This window comes from Moritella sp. PE36 (assembly GCF_000170855.1).
Classification (GTDB): Bacteria; Pseudomonadota; Gammaproteobacteria; order Enterobacterales; family Moritellaceae; genus Moritella.
The window spans coordinates 1-16,276 of record NZ_ABCQ01000011.1 but is presented as its reverse complement, the minus strand read 5'-3'; the positions used below and the strand labels follow the sequence as shown (position 1 = coordinate 16,276).

The window sequence follows — 16,276 nt, the reverse complement described above, 5'->3', positions numbered from 1 at the left end:
CACTATTACCCAGGTAATAGTGCCTTTTTTATACGACTTTCTATGCGTCATATTCGTTTGTAAATTGATCGATGAAAATGATTGCAGGAATTATCTGACCTCTGTATACTCCGCGGTTCTTCTTATAGCTGAACGAGTGGTCGGCTATGAGCTATTTATCTATATTGGAGACTCCACTATGTCATTAAACGCTGAAGCTAAAGCAGCTATCGTTGCAGATTTCGCACGCCAAGAAGGCGACACTGGTTCAACTGAAGTTCAAGTTGCACTACTAACTGCACAAATCAACCACCTTCAAGGTCACTTCAAGAAGCACATCCACGATCACCACAGCCGTCGTGGTCTACTACGTATGGTTGCTAGCCGTCGTAAACTTCTTGATTACCTAAAACGTACTGAAAACGTACGTTATGCAGACCTTATTGCTCGTCTAGGTCTACGTCGTTAATCGACAATTAATTTGACGTCTACGGACAACAGATTATAAGAAAGGAGCCAAATTGGCTCCTTTTTGTTTTTAAATTTGCCTGCAAACTTTTCCTCTTCAAATTATTTTCCAACTTATTTCACTATTTCCAATACTTACATTGCCCTTTAATTTTTTTATGCAGTATACTTAGCGACGAAATTAAAGAGACATTAAAGATTAAGGACAAAGAGTGAATCCTATCGTAAAATCGTTTAAGTATGGTCAACATACAGTTACATTAGAAACAGGTGTTATTGCACGTCAAGCAACAGCAGCTGTAATGGCAAGCATCGGTGATACTTCTGTTTTAGTAAGTGTTGTTGGTAAAAAACAAGCTGAAGCTGGTCGTGATTTCTTCCCGCTAACAGTGAATTACCAAGAACGTACTTACGCTGCAGGTAAGATCCCTGGTGGCTTCTTTAAACGTGAAGGCCGTCCAAGTGAAGGCGAGACATTAACTTGTCGCCTTATCGACCGTCCAATCCGTCCACTATTTCCTGCTGGCTTCAAAAATGAAGTACAAGTAGTCGCTACTGTTGTATCTGTTAACCCAGAAATCCAACCTGATTTGGTTGCATTAATTGGTGTTTCAGCGGCATTAAGTATCTCTGGTATGCCGTTCAATGGCCCAATTGGTGCTGCACGTATCGGTTTCCAAAATGACGAATACATTCTTAACCCATCAACATCTGAGTTAGCAGAAAGCCAACTAGACCTCGTTGTTGCCGGTACTGAAAATGCAGTATTGATGGTTGAGTCTGAAGCTGAAATTCTTAGCGAAGAACAAATGCTAGGCGCGGTTATGTATGGCCACGAGCAAATGCAAGTTGTTATCGAAGCGATTAAAGAATTTGCAGCAGAAGTTAATACACCAAAATGGGATTGGACTGCACCAGTAGTAAATACTGAGCTTAAAGCGAAAATCGCTGAACTAGCATCAGGCGACCTTGCTGAAGCATACCAAATCCAAGAAAAAACTGAACGTTACGCTAAAGTTGGTGGCATCAAGTCAGCAGTAATCGCTAAACTTCAAGAAGAAAATGCAGAGCTAAACACGCGTGAAGCGGGTGAGTTACTTGCTTCTTTAGAAAAAAACATCGTACGTAACCGTATTCTAGATGGCGAGCCACGTATTGATGGTCGTGATCCAGAAATGATCCGTGCACTAAGCGTAATGACTGGCGTTCTACCACGTACACACGGTAGCGCACTATTCACACGTGGCGAAACGCAAGCGTTAGTAACTGCAACACTAGGTACAGAACGTGATGCACAACGTATCGACAGTCTAACTGGCGAAACGATTGATCGCTTCCTAATGCACTACAACTTCCCTCCTTACTGTGTTGGTGAAACTGGTATGGTTGGTTCGCCTAAACGTCGTGAAATTGGTCACGGTCGTCTAGCGAAACGTGGTGTTTTAGCTGTTATGCCAAACGCAGATGAATTCCCGTACACAGTACGTGTTGTATCTGAAATTACTGAATCTAACGGTTCAAGCTCAATGGCTTCTGTATGTGGTACTTCGTTAGCACTTATGGATGCTGGTGTACCAATCAAGGCTTCTGTTGCGGGTATCGCAATGGGTCTAGTACTTGACGGCGACCGTAGCGTTATTCTTTCAGACATCCTTGGTGATGAAGATCACTTAGGTGACATGGACTTTAAAGTTGCTGGTTCAAGTGCTGGTATCACTGCACTACAGATGGATATCAAAATTGAAGGTATCACTAAAGACATCATGCAGAAAGCGCTTGTACAAGCAAAAGCTGCACGTCTACACATCTTAAGTGTGATGGATCAAGCTATCGCAACTAACCGTGATGACGTATCTGAATTCGCACCGCGTATTCATACAATCAAAATCAGCACGGACAAGATCAAAGACATCATCGGTAAAGGTGGCGCAACAATCCGTGCTCTTACTGAAGAAACTGGTACTACGATCGAAATCGAAGATGATGGTACAGTGAAAATTGCAGCGACAAGCAACGAACAAGCACAAGCAGCAATCGAACGTATTCACCAACTAACAGCGGAAGTTGAAGTTGGTCAAATCTACGAAGGTAAAGTTGTACGTCTAGCTGACTTCGGCGCATTTGTTAACATCTTACCTGGTAAAGATGGCTTAGTTCATATCTCGCAAATTACGCAAGAACGTGTGAACAAAGTTGCAGATCACCTGTCTGTAGAACAAGTAGTTAAAGTTAAAGTTCTAGAAGTAGACCGTCAAGGTCGTATCCGTCTAAGTATTAAAGAAGCAATGGACGCTCCTGCAGCGCCTGCTGAGCAACCAGTTAGCGAATAACTTGTTGTTTATTTAGATTGATTATTTTAAGGAGCGTTGATACGCTCCTTTTTTATATCTGTAAAAAAATAAGTGGTTTAATTATGAAAAGATGTTTAAGTTTATTCATTTCTGTAGCCTTACTTTCTGGCTGTAGCTCATTATCAGGGCCTTTCTCTGCAGATATTCGCACGCCCTCTGAGCTAGTCCTTGCTGAACCACTACAAGTTAATTATCAAACCGAAATTATGTTGATGCGTTATAGTCAGCTTATTCTTGATGCCAAAGACGATCGTAGTCGTCAAGCACGCTATTTTTATGAACGTGGTTTATTGGCGGATAGCATGGGACTACGTTCACTGGCACACGCTGACTTTCAACGTTCATTAACCTTACAACCTGACTTTGTGCCTGCTTATAATTTTATTGGCTTGTATATGACCCAAACCGAGCAGTTTGATGAAGCATTTGATGCTTATGATTCAATTGCCCAGTTAGATCCTGATAATAATTATGTATTACTCAATCGCGGTATTGCGCTGTATTATGGCGAACGCTATTCATTAGCGATTGATGATCTTGTTAGTGCTTATAATGAAGCGCCTAACGACCCATTTAGAACGCTATGGTTATATTACCCAGAATACCAAGTTAATGCTGATGACGCGTTAAAATCAGTTCAAGGGCGTTATAATCAACATATTGATGACATTTGGTCATGGAATATTGTTGCGCTCTATAGCCAAGCGATAAATGAAACAGAATTATTGGACAAGTTACTTGATGGGTTAGATGAGAATGACCCGAGTTATAACAAAATACTCGCGCATCGTTTAACCGAAACCTACTTTTATCTTGGTAAGTACAAAGTATTGATGAATGATGATCGCGCGGCAGCAAGCTATTTCAAATTAGCATTAAGCAATAATGTGTATGAATTTATCGAGCATGGTTATGCACGTCTAGAGTTATTGAGATTAGCAAATAATAGTTAATAAGATAAACCCCCTCCCAGCCTCCCCCTTGAAGTTAAAGGGGAGGAGCAAGTTCTCTGCCTCCTACTTAAAGTAAGGCGGAGGAGCTAAGTTCTCTGTTCCCTCCCTTTTTTTTAAGGGGAGGGCTAGGGTGGGGTTAGCTAGTCACCGTATCGAATCCGGCAATCTGATGCCAATAACCATTACATTCCCGATCTAACTGCAAGTCGAACTTAATGTCTTGCTCTGCCGCTTGTTTAAATTGATCTAGGGTCTGAAACGCTGAATCTCCTAGCGGACTGACACGTACCACATCGACTAAATCGAGCATGCTTGCCACATCATTTAACAGGTTATATTTGTAACCTGACATGGTTTGAATGCCATTAATGGTAAACAGTTCTTTATTGTCCTGGCTATAGACGGGTTTGCCATTGGCGTGATTAATACAGCAAAGTTCGCAATCATCTTTTGCTCTGTTTTCTGAACGGGCGGTAAAGCAGCGTGCAGAGTAGGCCAGTGGTAAGTGACCATGGGCAAATACTTCGATTTCAAATTGATCACGGATATTGAGTATTCTGCTGTCTTCTTGTAATTGTACTAACCAATCTCGCGATAACTCAACCGGCATGACCCAACGCTGCATGCCTTTATTCACGAGTAGCTGCAATACTTGTGCGTTATAGACATTAAGCGCGTGGCCACAGACAAAGGGGGTTTTGGCTTCAGCTAATAAATTGATCGCGCCAAAATCATTCGCTTCAACAATAAAGTCACCATTTTCACAGTATTTACGCAGTATATTGACCTCGGATGGCGCTTCGAGTAATGCCATGGTTGAGATCACGACTTGCTTACCAGAATCGGCAATCTCTTTCGCTAGTCCTAGCCAGTCTTTGGGTTTCAGTTCTCGGCGTTTACTGCAAATTGTTTCACCAAGATAAATAATATCAGCCTGTGAATTCATTGCGGCTGCGTAGAAATCTTCAACTTGTTGTTTTGGCCAATAATATAAGATTGGCCCTAATGCGTATTTCATGTTTATTCTCGCTGCTGACTGTGGTTGCCAGTTTAAGTTGTTACCCGTAACGGTTCTTGCAAATATAGGTTATTGCCAATCCCTGTGGTAGGCGCCTAGCGTGGTACTGGTGCCTTCAGAAAGCCGATCGAGTTGTCTATTCCAAGCGGCTTCAACCTGATATTTTTCTGGGTTTTGTTGGTAGCGATCAAGCGCAGCACGCCATACTTTAGTCACTTGTTCAGTATAGGCTGGACTACGCTGGCGACCTTCAATTTTCACTGCCGCAATATTGGCTTGTGCCAGTTCCGGCACTAATTCAAGGGTATTTAAGCTGGTTGGTTCTTCTAAAGCATGAAAAACTTTGCCATCAACATTAAAGCGACCTTTACAAAGTGTCGGGTAGCCGGTTTTCTCTTCCGGTTGGTAACGATCAATCAATATGCCGTTTAAACGTGATTCTAAGCCTTGCTCTGTTTCTTCCCAGCGGACATATTTTGCTGGTGAGCAAGCGCCAACCGTATTCGGTGATTCGCCAGTTAAATAGGATGATAAATAGCAGCGGCCTTCGGCCATGATGCATAAGCTACCAAAGGCAAAAACTTCTAATTCAACATCGGTATTACGCGCTAACTGCTTTACTTGATGGATCGACAATACGCGCGGTAATACCACCCGGCTGACATTAAAATTATTGGTATAAAAGTTAATTGCTTCAACATTCGTTGCCGAGGCTTGCACGGATAAATGCAATTCTAAATCGGGATGTTTTTTGGTGGCATAATCAAGCACAGCAATATCTGAAATTATGGCAGCATCGACGCCCATGTCTGCGCAGCGGTCAACCGCACGTTGCCAACGTTCTAGTTTACCTGGGTGAGCAAAGGTATTGATCGCGACGTGTAAGTGGCGATTGTGACTGCGGATATAGTCGACTGCTTTGTCGAGTTTCTTATCGGTAAAGTTTAATCCGGCAAAATGGCGGGCATTAGTATCGTCTTTAAAACCGATATAAACTGCGTCAGCGCCATGATCAACAGCGGTTTTTAGGGCCGGTAAATTACCAGCAGGGCAGAGTAATTCCATTGTTATAGTATCTTGAACGATGAATATTGGTAAAAATTGTAAGGCATCGATGTTTTATTGGATTTGATTTAGGGCAGGATTATCTGAGTTAATTTACTTTAAATTGACTTTGCTTAGGATATGTTCGCCAATGGCACGCTAAAATAGTTTTTTTATGCAAGGACTAGACCCTGATGTTACATACTCTACACCGTAAGTTGGTACATACTGTACCTGGATTATTAGCGATCCCAGCTAAAGTATTACCGTTTTCACTGCAAGAGAAAGTACTATCACAGGTATTGAATAGAGTATTTGCTGAAGCGCTAGCGGATGATGAGTTTGAGTTTCTTGAGAAAAAATGGTTACAGGTTGAAATTACTGACTTAGGCATTAATTGGTTTATTAGTTGCGTAGACAATAAGCTGGTTATTGCACCCAATGCAGCCTCGGTAGATGTTAGCTTTAAAGGTAACATAAATGAATTAGTGCTCATTACCGCACGTAAAGAAGACCCGGATACGTTATTTTTTCAGCGTCGTTTAAAAATCGAAGGCGATACCGAACTTGGCCTTGAAGTAAAAAACATGCTGGATAGTTTTGATCTGGATGAACTACCAAAAGCGGTAACAACATTACTGGCTTATGTTGCTGAGTTTATTCAGCAAGGTTTAGCTGAGCCAGTACTAAGTAGTACCGTGAAAGGTAAAGTAACGGCATAAACACAGACTGAATACTCAACTTTGTCATTGACTGTTATTTACTGCCATGGCGATGGCGAAGTGGGTATTCGCTTCATACTCATTCCTATTTACTCTTTAGTACCATGCCTTAGTATGGTTATAGTATTGCTTTGCGCGATCGCTATAGACCTTATGGATGCTTCCCTCATATCATCAATAGATTAATGTATATCCAAGCATGTTGAAATAACTTGGGTATAAATGCCATACGGATATAGGCATAACTCAGTTGTGAGTGTCTTTCATGCAAGGAGCATAAGGTGAGACTAGTTGTTATTAGTGGTAGTACTCGAAATCGGTCGACAACCATCAAGGTTGCACAGTCTGTATTACAATTAGCCCAGCAGTCCCAATTGTTTAAGAAAGTGAATTTATTGGATTTTGTTAAAGTGGCTTTGCCTATTTGGGATAAAGCATTAAAACATGAAATTGCCGACTGGCAAGACGAATGGCAGGAAACCGCTGAATTAATGCGACTCGCAGATGCGATTATTATTGTTAGTCCTGAGTGGGAAGAAGAAAGCCTAGATAACTTCTATGCCTTTTGTGAAAGTGACAATTTATCTTTATTACCCAGTGTGGTACTACGTGTTGGTAGTAATTGCCGTGGGGCTTATTCACCAACAGAGCTATCAATGGCCAATTTTAGTAAAAATCGCACTTGCTTGATCTTGGAACATTTTATTGTCGCGACTATCGATTCGGTGAATAATTGCAAAGAAACTTATTATCCATTTGAAACACCATTAGTAGAACGTATACTGGCTAATTTAGGCTTGATGAAGCAGCTGGTTGATAATGGTGGTTTATTATCTGCAGCACGGTTACATCTCGCTTAGTTTTTATCTAGTGTTGATCTAGTTTGGCTGAGGTGTTGGATGTTATCAAAATTTCCCCAATTTGTTACTGAGCGTTTAGTTATCCGAGTGGCGATGGCGAGTGATGCTGAAAAATTATGCCTGTATTATGCTCGTAATCAAGTTCATCTTGCACCTTGGGAGCCGATTCGTAGTGACGTTTATTATACATTGCGTTGGTGGACATTACGTATTCAGCAAATTCATGCGGAATTTAATGATGCCAGTGCGATCAACTTTATCGCTTTGACGCCGGATAAATCTGAGATCGTCGCGGTGGCCAATTTTAGTAATATTATTCAAGGTGTGTTCAAGTCCTGTTATCTCGGTTATTCAATTTCCAAGGCTTATGAAGGGCAGGGGCTGATGGTCGAGTTTTTGCAAAGCTGTTTAGCTTTCATGTTTGAAAATATGGGCCTTAATCGCGTCATGGCCAATTATATTCCGGCCAATGAGCGTAGCGGTGCGTTATTACAGCGACTTGGTTTTGAACGAGAAGGGTATGCTCGAAAATATCTTAGGATTGCCGGAAGCTGGCAAGACCATGTATTAACGGCATTACTGCATGAAGATTGGTCAGCGAAAAACGGCGAGCTATAAGCTCGCAGTTTTAGTTTTTATACCCAGGCTACACTATGATTAGCGTGCGGCTTTTATCGCTTCTTGGATCATGACAAATTTTTCCCATAATGCTTCCTCTTTTTCGACATAATTCGGATCGGTAATTATGCAGTTAATCGGGCAAACAGTTTTACAGGTCGGTTTATCATAATGTCCCACGCACTCGGTACATAACAGCGGGTCGATTTCATAAATCTTCGCGCCAAAGGTGATTGCACCATTCGGGCACTCCGGATCACACATGTCACAGTTAATACACTTATCATTAATTAATAATGCCATAAGGTTATGTCTTCTTTCCTAATGGATTATTTATGCGGGTTACGCGTATCTTCACTGTTATGAAAGTTACGCATTAACAATGCGTGATCCAGTGTGACTTCTTCTGGTACTGGCAAGTAAACAATGTGGCCAGAACCTGGCGCAACGTCCATTGCTTCACCTTTACGGTTTTCTAATTCTTCCAGCTTGAAGGTCATGTTACCTTGTGGTGTCATTAATTCTAATGAGTCACCCACTAAGAATTTGTTCTTCACGATCACTTCAGCAAGGCCTTTATCGTTACGACCATTGAACTCACCGACAAATTGCTGGGTTTCACTGATTGAATAACCGTAATCGTAGTTTTGGTATGCATCGTGGGTATGACGGCTTAAGAAACCTTCGGTATAACCACGGTGTGCAAGGTGTTCTAGTGTTCCCAATAGCGAGGGATCAAAGTCACGGCCTGCAACAGCATCATTAATCGCTTGTTTATATACTTGTGCGGTACGCGCACAGTAGTAGTACGATTTAGTACGACCTTCAATTTTTAATGAATGTACGCCCATTTTAGTCAGACGTTCAACGTGTTGGATCGCACGCAGGTCTTTTGAGTTCATGATGTACGTACCATGCTCATCTTCAAACGCAGGCATATATTCATTTGGACGACCTTGTTCTTGTAATAAGAAGATTTGGTCGGTCGGTTTACCTTTACCTAATGTCGGCGCTGGTGACTCAGTTTCTGGTGATTTAGTCTCTGGTGACTTAGTTTCTGGTATATAAATTTCTGGGTTGGTTGCCACAATATCACCGTTTTCATTTTCGGTGGCCTCATGGGCATCGTATTTCCAACGACATGAGTTAGTGCATGAACCTTGGTTCGGATCGCGTTTGTTAATGTAACCAGACAGCAGGCAGCGACCCGAGTAAGCCATGCACAGTGCGCCATGCACAAATACTTCGATTTCCATGTCAGGGCAGTGGAAACGAATATCTTCAATTTCATCAAGGGATAATTCACGCGATAAGATCACCCGCTTGATGCCTTGGGTATACCAGAATTTTACCGTTGCCCAGTTCACTGCGTTTGCTTGTACTGACAGGTGAATAACCATATCCGGGAAAGCTTCACGCACCATCATGATCAGACCGGGATCAGACATGATTATTGCGTCAGGCTGCATGGCGATGATCGGCGTTAAATCACGGATGAAGGTTTTTAACTTTGAGTTATGAGGTTGGATATTACAAACCACATAGAATTGCTTACCAAGTGCGTGTGCTTCATTGATACCAATTTCTAGGTTTTCTAAGCTAAATTCATTGTTACGAACACGTAGGCTATAGCGTGGTTGGCCAGCGTACACAGCATCTGCACCGTAAGCGAAAGCATAGCGCATGTTCTTTAGTGAACCTGCAGGGGAAAGTAATTCTGGAGTAAACATGTCAACCTCAATTTTTGTCTGAGTTCAAGTCAGGGAATACCCTAAGGGCATCAAGGTTCGCGATTCTACGTGTTGGCTGTGGATCTGACCTTGATCTGGATCAGCTTTTATTTAATCGTGCTCGAGAGTGGTTACTGATATTTGCAAGGGAGGGGGGCAAGATAGTGATGTCAAAGTCGGAAACAAAAAAAGCTCAGAGCAAGTCTGAGCTTTTTAATCTTGAAAGTTTAATGGTGATTAATCGTCATCACCATTATCTGTCATTGTATTCTCTAGAATATAATCATCAGGCCAGGTAGTGCGAAGAAGGCACCAATGACATAACCAAAAGCGATGAATTTATTTTCAGTACCTTGGCGTGCTAATGCTTCTGCACACTTAATTGGAATCTCACGTAGTACTGGGATACCGTAAATAAGCGCGACTGCGAATACGTTAAACATAACGTGTACCAGTGCAATAGTCATTGCTAGTTGGGCTGTATCACCACTGATTGATGTTGCTGCCAGTAATGCGGTAATTGTGGTGCCGATATTCGCACCCAAGGTGAATGGGAAAATCTGACGTGTGGTAAACACGCCGCTACCCGCTAGTGGGATCATCAAGCTGGTTGTTGTTGATGATGATTGCACCATCACGGTTACCGCTGTACCCGATAGAATACCACCGATTGGACCGCGACCAATAGCATTGTGTAACACGGCTTTAGCACGACCAACCATCACAGCTTTTAATACTTTGCCCAGGAAGGTCACCGAGAAGCCAATCATGAAGATACCGATGAATACCATAACCAGCCCCGTTGTGCTGCTTTCGAATGGTAATGCGGATGCAAGTTCTTTAATTTGGTTTACCGCAGGTTTTGTTAACGGTTTAATAAAGTTGAATTCTTTAATGCTTAAGCTGCTACCACCAACAAAGAACTCGGCTAGGTAAGTTGCCATTTTTTCAAGCATACCAAAGGCAATTTCTAGTGGTAGGAAGATAGCAACGGCAAGAATGTTAAAGAAATCATGTACAGTTGCCGCACTAAATGCACGCTGGAACTCTTCTTTGTCTCGGATATGACCCATGCTGACAAAGGTATTGGTGATTGTCGTGCCCATATTGGCACCCATCACCATCGGAATTGCGATTGAGATTGGTAAGCCACCGGCTACTAGGCCAACGATTACTGATGTTACTGTACTTGAAGACTGTACTAATGCTGTTACTAGGATACCTAATAATAAGGCTACAAATGGATTGGTTGCGAAAGCGAAAATTTGTTCTGCACCAGCGCTACCACCGGAGAACATTTTGAAACCTCCGCTCACCGTAGATACTGCAACTAGCACTAAGTATACCAATGCGGCTACACTTACCCAGCTAAATATTTTTTTCATCATGCTTGGGTTTAATTCAATTGCTTCGTTATTTTTCATCTCTAAATACCATTTTATCTGTATCAAATGACAGATTGTTTAATTAGTTGACGAGGGGGATTAAAACAAAGTTATGTGACAGAAATATTACAGTGAATTCTTAATGTCATAAAAATTTAGCATTACTATTTAAGCTACTGTTTTATATTTATTAATTTGTCGTGTTTATTTTTTGTATTAGTGTGGCTTGATGTGCGAATGGACTGTTTTGTTGGCTTTTATAGGCCATAAATAGCAATTGTGACAGTCTTGTTATGTTAATTGTGTGGTCAAAATGGGGGGGATAGGGAATAAAATAGAAATTGAATTAAAGAATAGCAAATGAGAGCGCTAGGCTGAGCATGTTTGGTTGAAGATGCAGTATACAGAAACCTGTATACTGCAAGCGTGCATTATTATTTTGATGTGGTTGCTTCTTCGCCGCCTAATGCTGTGATCAGGTCTGGGATAAAGCGCATTAACTCGCCAGTCATTAAGGCAAAGTCGGCATCAAATTTAGCTGCGTAATCATCGGTTGCAACATCATCATTTTGTTCTCTGATGAGATCACTAAATTTAAGACGTTTTACCGACATGTCTTCGCCAAGTAAGAAAGACAGTGACTCACTCCAGTCTAGGGCTAATTTAGTGACTAATTTATCTGCGTTAAGATGGTGTTTGATCTCTTCACTGGTTAAGTCTTGTTCTTTACAACGGATAATGCCGCCATGTTCAAGTGCAGAGCGTAATTCAGCTTCGTCACCTAATTCAAAACCCGGTGCCGCACTGCCGCTATTTAACCATTCGGTCATGGTTATATCTGCTGGTGTCGTTAAAGCAACAGGCACAACGGGTAGGCTACCGACACACTTACGTAATAAAGCAATGAGGTCTTCGGCTTTTTTCGCGCTTGATGCATCAACCACTAATAAGTTTTGTGACGGACAGATCCAAGCAAATGTTTGGCTACTGCGCGGGAATGCACGTGGTAATAGTTGATGAACGATATCTTCTTTTAGTGCATCTTTTTCTTTTTTCTTTAGACCACGGCCTTGTTCTGCTTCAATCGTATCAACTTTTTCTTGTAGCATGTCTTTGACAACGGATGCTGGTAATACTTTGTCTTCTTTTTTCGCACAGATCAGGATGTTATCTGTAATGCCATGCGTTAAAGCCTGACCTGATTTACCCAGTGGCTTGACCCAACCGAACTTGGATAAATCCTGGCTACCGCAAGGGGTAAAAGGAAAATCAGCTAACTTGGTTTCAAGTTGTTCAATATCTAATTCAAATGGACGAGTGAAACGATAAATTAGTAAGTTTTTAAACCACATTATAGCAGGACCTTGGTATCAACTGTTTGGATAACCAGTATACTCAAGGATGTTGGAAATACAAGTTTGGCACTTGGCTAAACATGCAGCAATCAACATTTTCACCCAATACTGATTGGTGTTATTTAAAAGTATAAATGAATAATGGAAAAGCTAGTTTTGATTAATAATATCAGCACTTTAATTAAATGTTATATTTATACCTTATTTATGACGTTTATTAGCTATGAAGCTAATTTTTAATAAAAAATTCATTAATGTAATAATTCTGAAACATATTGAGCTGATAATTGCTTTCAGTTAAAGTCGGAAGATAAATGGGTCTTTCATCATTACTTTACTGACTGGCAACAGTTAATAAAGGGACTAATAGTAAAGGATATTCAAAGTGTCTAAGCGAATTTTAGTAGTTGAAGATGAACTAGCGATCCGAGAAATGCTGTGTTTTGCGTTAGAGCAAAAAGGATTTGATGTTGTCGAAGCAGGGGATTATAACGAAGCGGTAGACCGGCTGGTCGAACCTTACCCTAATTTAATCTTATTAGATTGGATGTTACCGGGTGGTAGTGGTATTAAATATATTAAACACCTGAAATCTCAACCGCATTTATCCGCGATCCCGGTGGTGATGTTAACCGCACGTGGTGAAGAAGAGGATAAGGTTAAAGGTTTGGAAGTGGGCGCGGATGATTATATTACCAAACCATTTTCACCAAAAGAATTGATTGCCCGTTTAAATGCGGTAATGCGTCGCGTTGCCCCTATGACACAAGATACTGTGATTGATATCCATGGTTTACAACTTGATCCTGTGGCTCATCGCGTCTCAGCGAATGATACCGTGATTGATATTGGTCCCACTGAATTTAAATTATTACACTTTTTTATGACTCATCCAGAACGCGTATATAGCCGAGAGCAGTTATTAGATAATGTTTGGGGTATGAATGTGTATGTTGAAGACCGTACGGTTGATGTGCATATCCGTCGTCTACGTAAAGCATTAACACCGAGTGAACATGACAAATATGTACAAACCGTGCGTGGTGCAGGTTATCGCTTCTCGATACGTTAATCATGAGAGTTGAAGTTTCAATATGAATAAAACGAATGTTTTTGTCAGTGGCTTATGGCGACTAGTTTATTGGTATATCCCGTTTTTTCTTGTTGGTTTGATCATTGATAACATTACATTGAGTTTACTCATTGCCACTGTGGTAAATGTCATTGCTCTGTATCGTAGTCAGTATGTATTGCATAAATGGTTGTGGGTTGAGCGCAGTGCGACACCACCAGAAGGTAAAGGCAGTTGGGAATCTATTTTCAATGGTATCTATCGTTTGCAGCGACGACATAAGCGTAAACGTAAAGAATTACGTATGGTTATCCGCCGTTTCCGTGAAGGTGCAGAGGCTTTGCCGGATGCGGTGGTGGCGTTAGATACGGATTTTTCTATTATGTGGTGTAATAAATTAGCGCAACAAATGATTGGCTTGAAATGGCCTGAAGATGCCCATCAACATATTGGTAATTTGATCCGAACGCCGGATTTTATTCAATATTTAAACTCCAAAGATTATCGAGAACCGTTAGAGATCACCTCGCCAATCCATCATGCCAAGACGTTAGAAATTCGGGTGATGACTTATACCGATGATCAATCGATGCTGGTGGCTCGTGATGTCACCGAACTGCGTCAACTGGAACAAGTGAGACGTAATTTTATGGGCAATGTTTCTCATGAATTACGTACCCCGTTAACCGTATTAAAGGGTTATCTGGAAATGCTTGAACCGGATGAGGGGGATAAAATGTTTGCCCGTGCGCATAAAGTGATGTCTGAACAAACGGCGCGTATGGATTCATTAGTAAATCAGCTGCTCGCCTTATCGCGTATTGAAGCCGCACAAGCGGTCGACTTTGAAAAGCAAGTTGATATTCCGTTTATGCTGTCGATGTTAGAGCAAGAAGTATTAATTTTAGGGGCGGATAAAGCCTTAAAAGTGGAATTCCATGTCGAACATGGGTTGTTTGCCATGGGTGATGAATCGCAATTACGCAGTGCAGTATCTAACTTAATTTACAACGCGGTACGCTATACACCTGAACAAGGTAAAGTTGTCGTTGAGTGGAAACAAACGTCTGCTGGTGGCTCATTTAGCGTGACCGATAATGGTGATGGTATCTCTGCGGAGCATGTGCATCATTTAACTGAGCGTTTTTATCGTGTTGATGATGCGCGTTCACGTGACTCTGGTGGTTCAGGTATCGGTTTGTCGATTGTGAAGCATGTATTAAGCAATCATGACAGCGTGTTGGACATTGATAGTAAAGTAAACGAAGGGAGTTGTTTTAGCTTTACGCTACCCTTGGTTCTTTATGTAAAACGTCACTAACGTTATCGCCTTTAACCTCGTTATTAAACCCATCCCGCTGTGATGGGTTTTTTAGTATTAATTGCGCACTGTCATCAAACCGTCATGTTTCATTCATATTATTGTCATCAGTTTATTGAATACTTGTAGTCACAGAAACGAGATACATGCTTATATCACTTGTAGTCGTAGACACTAAATACAAAGCTTATATCACTTGTAGTCGTAGACACTAAATACAAAGCTTATATACCTTGTAGTCATAGACACAAAATAAAAATTATACTTGGAGAAGTAAAAATGAATATTAAACAAATTGTTGTAGCATTAGGGATATCAATGACAGCAATCGCTTCACAAAGCGCATTTGCAGCAGGTCTAGACCCTAAATTACCAGAATATAAAAAAGTAAGCGGAATCTCAGGTAATCTATCTACAGTTGGTTCAGATACATTAGCAAACATGATGACGTTGTGGGCTGAAGAATTCAAATATACTTACCCGAGTGTTAACGTTCAAATTCAAGCCGCTGGCTCTTCTACTGCGCCACCGGCACTTACTGAAGGTACTTCACAATTCGGTCCAATGAGCCGTAAGATGAAGTCTAAAGAAATAGAAGCGTTTGAAAAACGTTATGGTTACAAGCCAACCGCTATCCGTGTTGCTATCGATGCACTTGCGGTATTCGTCCATAAAGATAACCCGATTAAAGGTTTAAACATTGCTGATGTCGATGCAATCTTCTCAAGCACACTAAAATGTGGTGAAGCTAAGCGTGTTGAACGTTGGGGTGAACTTGGCCTACAAGGTTCTTGGGCAGAGCGTGATATCCAATTATTTGGTCGTAACTCAGTATCGGGTACTTACGGTTACTTTAAGAAGAAAGCACTGTGTAAAGGTGATTTTAAAAACAACGTCAATGAGCAACCGGGTTCAGCATCTGTTGTACAGTCGGTATCATCATCGCTAAATGCAATCGGTTACTCTGGTATCGGTTACAAAACATCGGGCGTACGTGCAGTACCACTGGCGAAAAAAGGCACGAACTACATTGAAGCATCACTCGATAACGCTGCATCAGGTAAATACCCACTGTCTCGTTACCTATACGTTTATGTTAACAAGAGCCCAAATAAGTCATTATCACCAATGCAAACAGAGTTCTTAAAATTCATGTTATCGAAACAAGGTCAGAAAATCGTAGCGAAAGATGGTTACGTGCCACTACCGAACTCAGTAACATCAAAAGATCTTAAGAAAGCGGGTATTACACTGTAATATTGGTTACTAAGGTTAAATGATTCGAAGCCCGCTATGTAGCGGGCTTTTTGCTGCCTGTTTGTTGCTATGTCTGAGTTTAGAGATCTTGCTCACAAAATGATACATTGCTCACATTTTGTCACCATCTTGGTGCAAATTTT

At 41.3% G+C, this 16,276-nt stretch carries 15 protein-coding genes; 9 read left to right on the top strand and 6 right to left on the bottom strand.

The window, feature by feature from the left end; all coding sequences use genetic code 11:
- The first annotated feature begins 178 nt into the window (after positions 1-178).
- The 3 genes from rpsO (at position 179) to nlpI (ending at position 3,751) form a co-directional block, all read left to right on the top strand.
- Complete coding sequence (rpsO, locus tag PE36_RS08670; RefSeq protein WP_006031625.1) at positions 179-448, top strand: 30S ribosomal protein S15; 270 nt, start codon at positions 179-181, stop codon at positions 446-448.
- A gap of 211 nt (positions 449-659) precedes the next feature.
- Positions 660-2,777, top strand: a complete 2,118-nt coding sequence (gene pnp, locus PE36_RS08665) for a polyribonucleotide nucleotidyltransferase (protein ID WP_006031624.1) — start codon at positions 660-662, stop codon at positions 2,775-2,777.
- Positions 2,778-2,860: 83 nt separating this feature from the next.
- Positions 2,861-3,751 carry a lipoprotein NlpI gene (gene nlpI, locus PE36_RS08660; RefSeq protein WP_006031623.1) on the top strand — a complete coding sequence of 297 codons (891 nt, stop codon included), beginning with the start codon at positions 2,861-2,863 and terminating at the stop codon, positions 3,749-3,751.
- A 136-nt stretch (positions 3,752-3,887) separates the two neighbouring features.
- On the opposite strand, the gene PE36_RS08655 is transcribed toward nlpI, so the two are convergent.
- Positions 3,888-4,769, bottom strand: a complete 882-nt coding sequence (locus PE36_RS08655) for a U32 family peptidase (RefSeq protein ID WP_006031622.1) — start codon at positions 4,767-4,769, stop codon at positions 3,888-3,890.
- Between the two features lie 69 nt (positions 4,770-4,838).
- Complete coding sequence (locus PE36_RS08650; RefSeq protein ID WP_006031621.1) at positions 4,839-5,834, bottom strand: peptidase U32 family protein; 996 nt, start codon at positions 5,832-5,834, stop codon at positions 4,839-4,841.
- A gap of 173 nt (positions 5,835-6,007) precedes the next feature.
- On the opposite strand from PE36_RS08650, the gene PE36_RS08645 reads away from it, so the two are divergent.
- The 3 genes from PE36_RS08645 to rimJ all read left to right on the top strand — a co-directional run bounded on the left by PE36_RS08645 (position 6,008) and on the right by rimJ (position 8,013).
- A complete protein-coding gene (locus tag PE36_RS08645; protein ID WP_006031620.1) occupies positions 6,008-6,535 on the top strand; it encodes an SCP2 domain-containing protein in 528 nt (175 codons plus the stop codon).
- Positions 6,536-6,816: 281 nt separating this feature from the next.
- Entirely contained in the window at positions 6,817-7,395 is a 579-nt protein-coding gene (locus PE36_RS08640; RefSeq protein WP_006031619.1) for an NAD(P)H-dependent oxidoreductase, read from the top strand.
- 39 nt (positions 7,396-7,434) lie between these two features.
- Positions 7,435-8,013 carry a ribosomal protein S5-alanine N-acetyltransferase gene (rimJ, locus tag PE36_RS08635; protein ID WP_006031618.1) on the top strand — a complete coding sequence of 193 codons (579 nt, stop codon included), beginning with the start codon at positions 7,435-7,437 and terminating at the stop codon, positions 8,011-8,013.
- 39 nt (positions 8,014-8,052) lie between these two features.
- Here the strand turns inward: rimJ and PE36_RS08630 are convergent, their stop codons facing one another.
- The 4 genes from PE36_RS08630 to rdgC form a co-directional block, all read right to left on the bottom strand.
- Positions 8,053-8,316, bottom strand: a complete 264-nt coding sequence (locus PE36_RS08630; RefSeq protein WP_006031617.1) for a YfhL family 4Fe-4S dicluster ferredoxin — start codon at positions 8,314-8,316, stop codon at positions 8,053-8,055.
- Between the two features lie 26 nt (positions 8,317-8,342).
- Positions 8,343-9,743: a tRNA 5-hydroxyuridine modification protein YegQ gene (gene yegQ, locus PE36_RS08625; RefSeq protein ID WP_006031616.1), complete on the bottom strand. Its 1,401-nt coding sequence runs from the start codon at positions 9,741-9,743 to the stop codon at positions 8,343-8,345.
- A 272-nt stretch (positions 9,744-10,015) separates the two neighbouring features.
- A complete protein-coding gene (locus PE36_RS08620; protein WP_006031615.1) occupies positions 10,016-11,167 on the bottom strand; it encodes a sodium:phosphate symporter in 1,152 nt (383 codons plus the stop codon).
- Between the two features lie 395 nt (positions 11,168-11,562).
- The gene (rdgC, locus tag PE36_RS08615; protein ID WP_006031614.1) at positions 11,563-12,480 is read right to left on the bottom strand and encodes a recombination-associated protein RdgC; all 918 of its coding nucleotides are present in this window, start codon (positions 12,478-12,480) and stop codon (positions 11,563-11,565) included.
- A 388-nt stretch (positions 12,481-12,868) separates the two neighbouring features.
- Here rdgC and phoB point away from each other — a divergent pair, with 388 nt between their 5' ends.
- The 3 genes from phoB to PE36_RS08600 all read left to right on the top strand — a co-directional run bounded on the left by phoB (position 12,869) and on the right by PE36_RS08600 (position 16,133).
- The gene (gene phoB, locus PE36_RS08610; RefSeq protein ID WP_006031613.1) at positions 12,869-13,555 is read left to right on the top strand and encodes a phosphate regulon transcriptional regulator PhoB; all 687 of its coding nucleotides are present in this window, start codon (positions 12,869-12,871) and stop codon (positions 13,553-13,555) included.
- A 22-nt stretch (positions 13,556-13,577) separates the two neighbouring features.
- On the top strand, positions 13,578-14,876 hold the full coding sequence (gene phoR, locus PE36_RS08605) for a phosphate regulon sensor histidine kinase PhoR (protein WP_006031612.1): 1,299 nt from the start codon (positions 13,578-13,580) through the stop codon (positions 14,874-14,876).
- 279 nt (positions 14,877-15,155) lie between these two features.
- The gene (locus PE36_RS08600; RefSeq protein WP_006031611.1) at positions 15,156-16,133 is read left to right on the top strand and encodes a PstS family phosphate ABC transporter substrate-binding protein; all 978 of its coding nucleotides are present in this window, start codon (positions 15,156-15,158) and stop codon (positions 16,131-16,133) included.
- The last annotated feature ends 143 nt before the right edge of the window (positions 16,134-16,276 follow it).

Coding starts and splice junctions, on each gene's coding strand:
- rpsO (WP_006031625.1), top strand. CDS start 179: ATGTCATTAAACGCTGAAGCTAAAGCAGCTATCGTTGCAGATTTCGCA.
- nlpI (WP_006031623.1), top strand. CDS start 2,861: ATGAAAAGATGTTTAAGTTTATTCATTTCTGTAGCCTTACTTTCTGGC.
- PE36_RS08655 (WP_006031622.1), bottom strand. CDS start 4,769: ATGAAATACGCATTAGGGCCAATCTTATATTATTGGCCAAAACAACAA.
- PE36_RS08650 (WP_006031621.1), bottom strand. CDS start 5,834: ATGGAATTACTCTGCCCTGCTGGTAATTTACCGGCCCTAAAAACCGCT.
- PE36_RS08645 (WP_006031620.1), top strand. CDS start 6,008: ATGTTACATACTCTACACCGTAAGTTGGTACATACTGTACCTGGATTA.
- rimJ (WP_006031618.1), top strand. CDS start 7,435: ATGTTATCAAAATTTCCCCAATTTGTTACTGAGCGTTTAGTTATCCGA.
- PE36_RS08630 (WP_006031617.1), bottom strand. CDS start 8,316: ATGGCATTATTAATTAATGATAAGTGTATTAACTGTGACATGTGTGAT.
- yegQ (WP_006031616.1), bottom strand. CDS start 9,743: ATGTTTACTCCAGAATTACTTTCCCCTGCAGGTTCACTAAAGAACATG.
- PE36_RS08620 (WP_006031615.1), bottom strand. CDS start 11,167: ATGAAAAATAACGAAGCAATTGAATTAAACCCAAGCATGATGAAAAAA.
- rdgC (WP_006031614.1), bottom strand. CDS start 12,480: ATGTGGTTTAAAAACTTACTAATTTATCGTTTCACTCGTCCATTTGAA.
- phoR (WP_006031612.1), top strand. CDS start 13,578: ATGAATAAAACGAATGTTTTTGTCAGTGGCTTATGGCGACTAGTTTAT.
- PE36_RS08600 (WP_006031611.1), top strand. CDS start 15,156: ATGAATATTAAACAAATTGTTGTAGCATTAGGGATATCAATGACAGCA.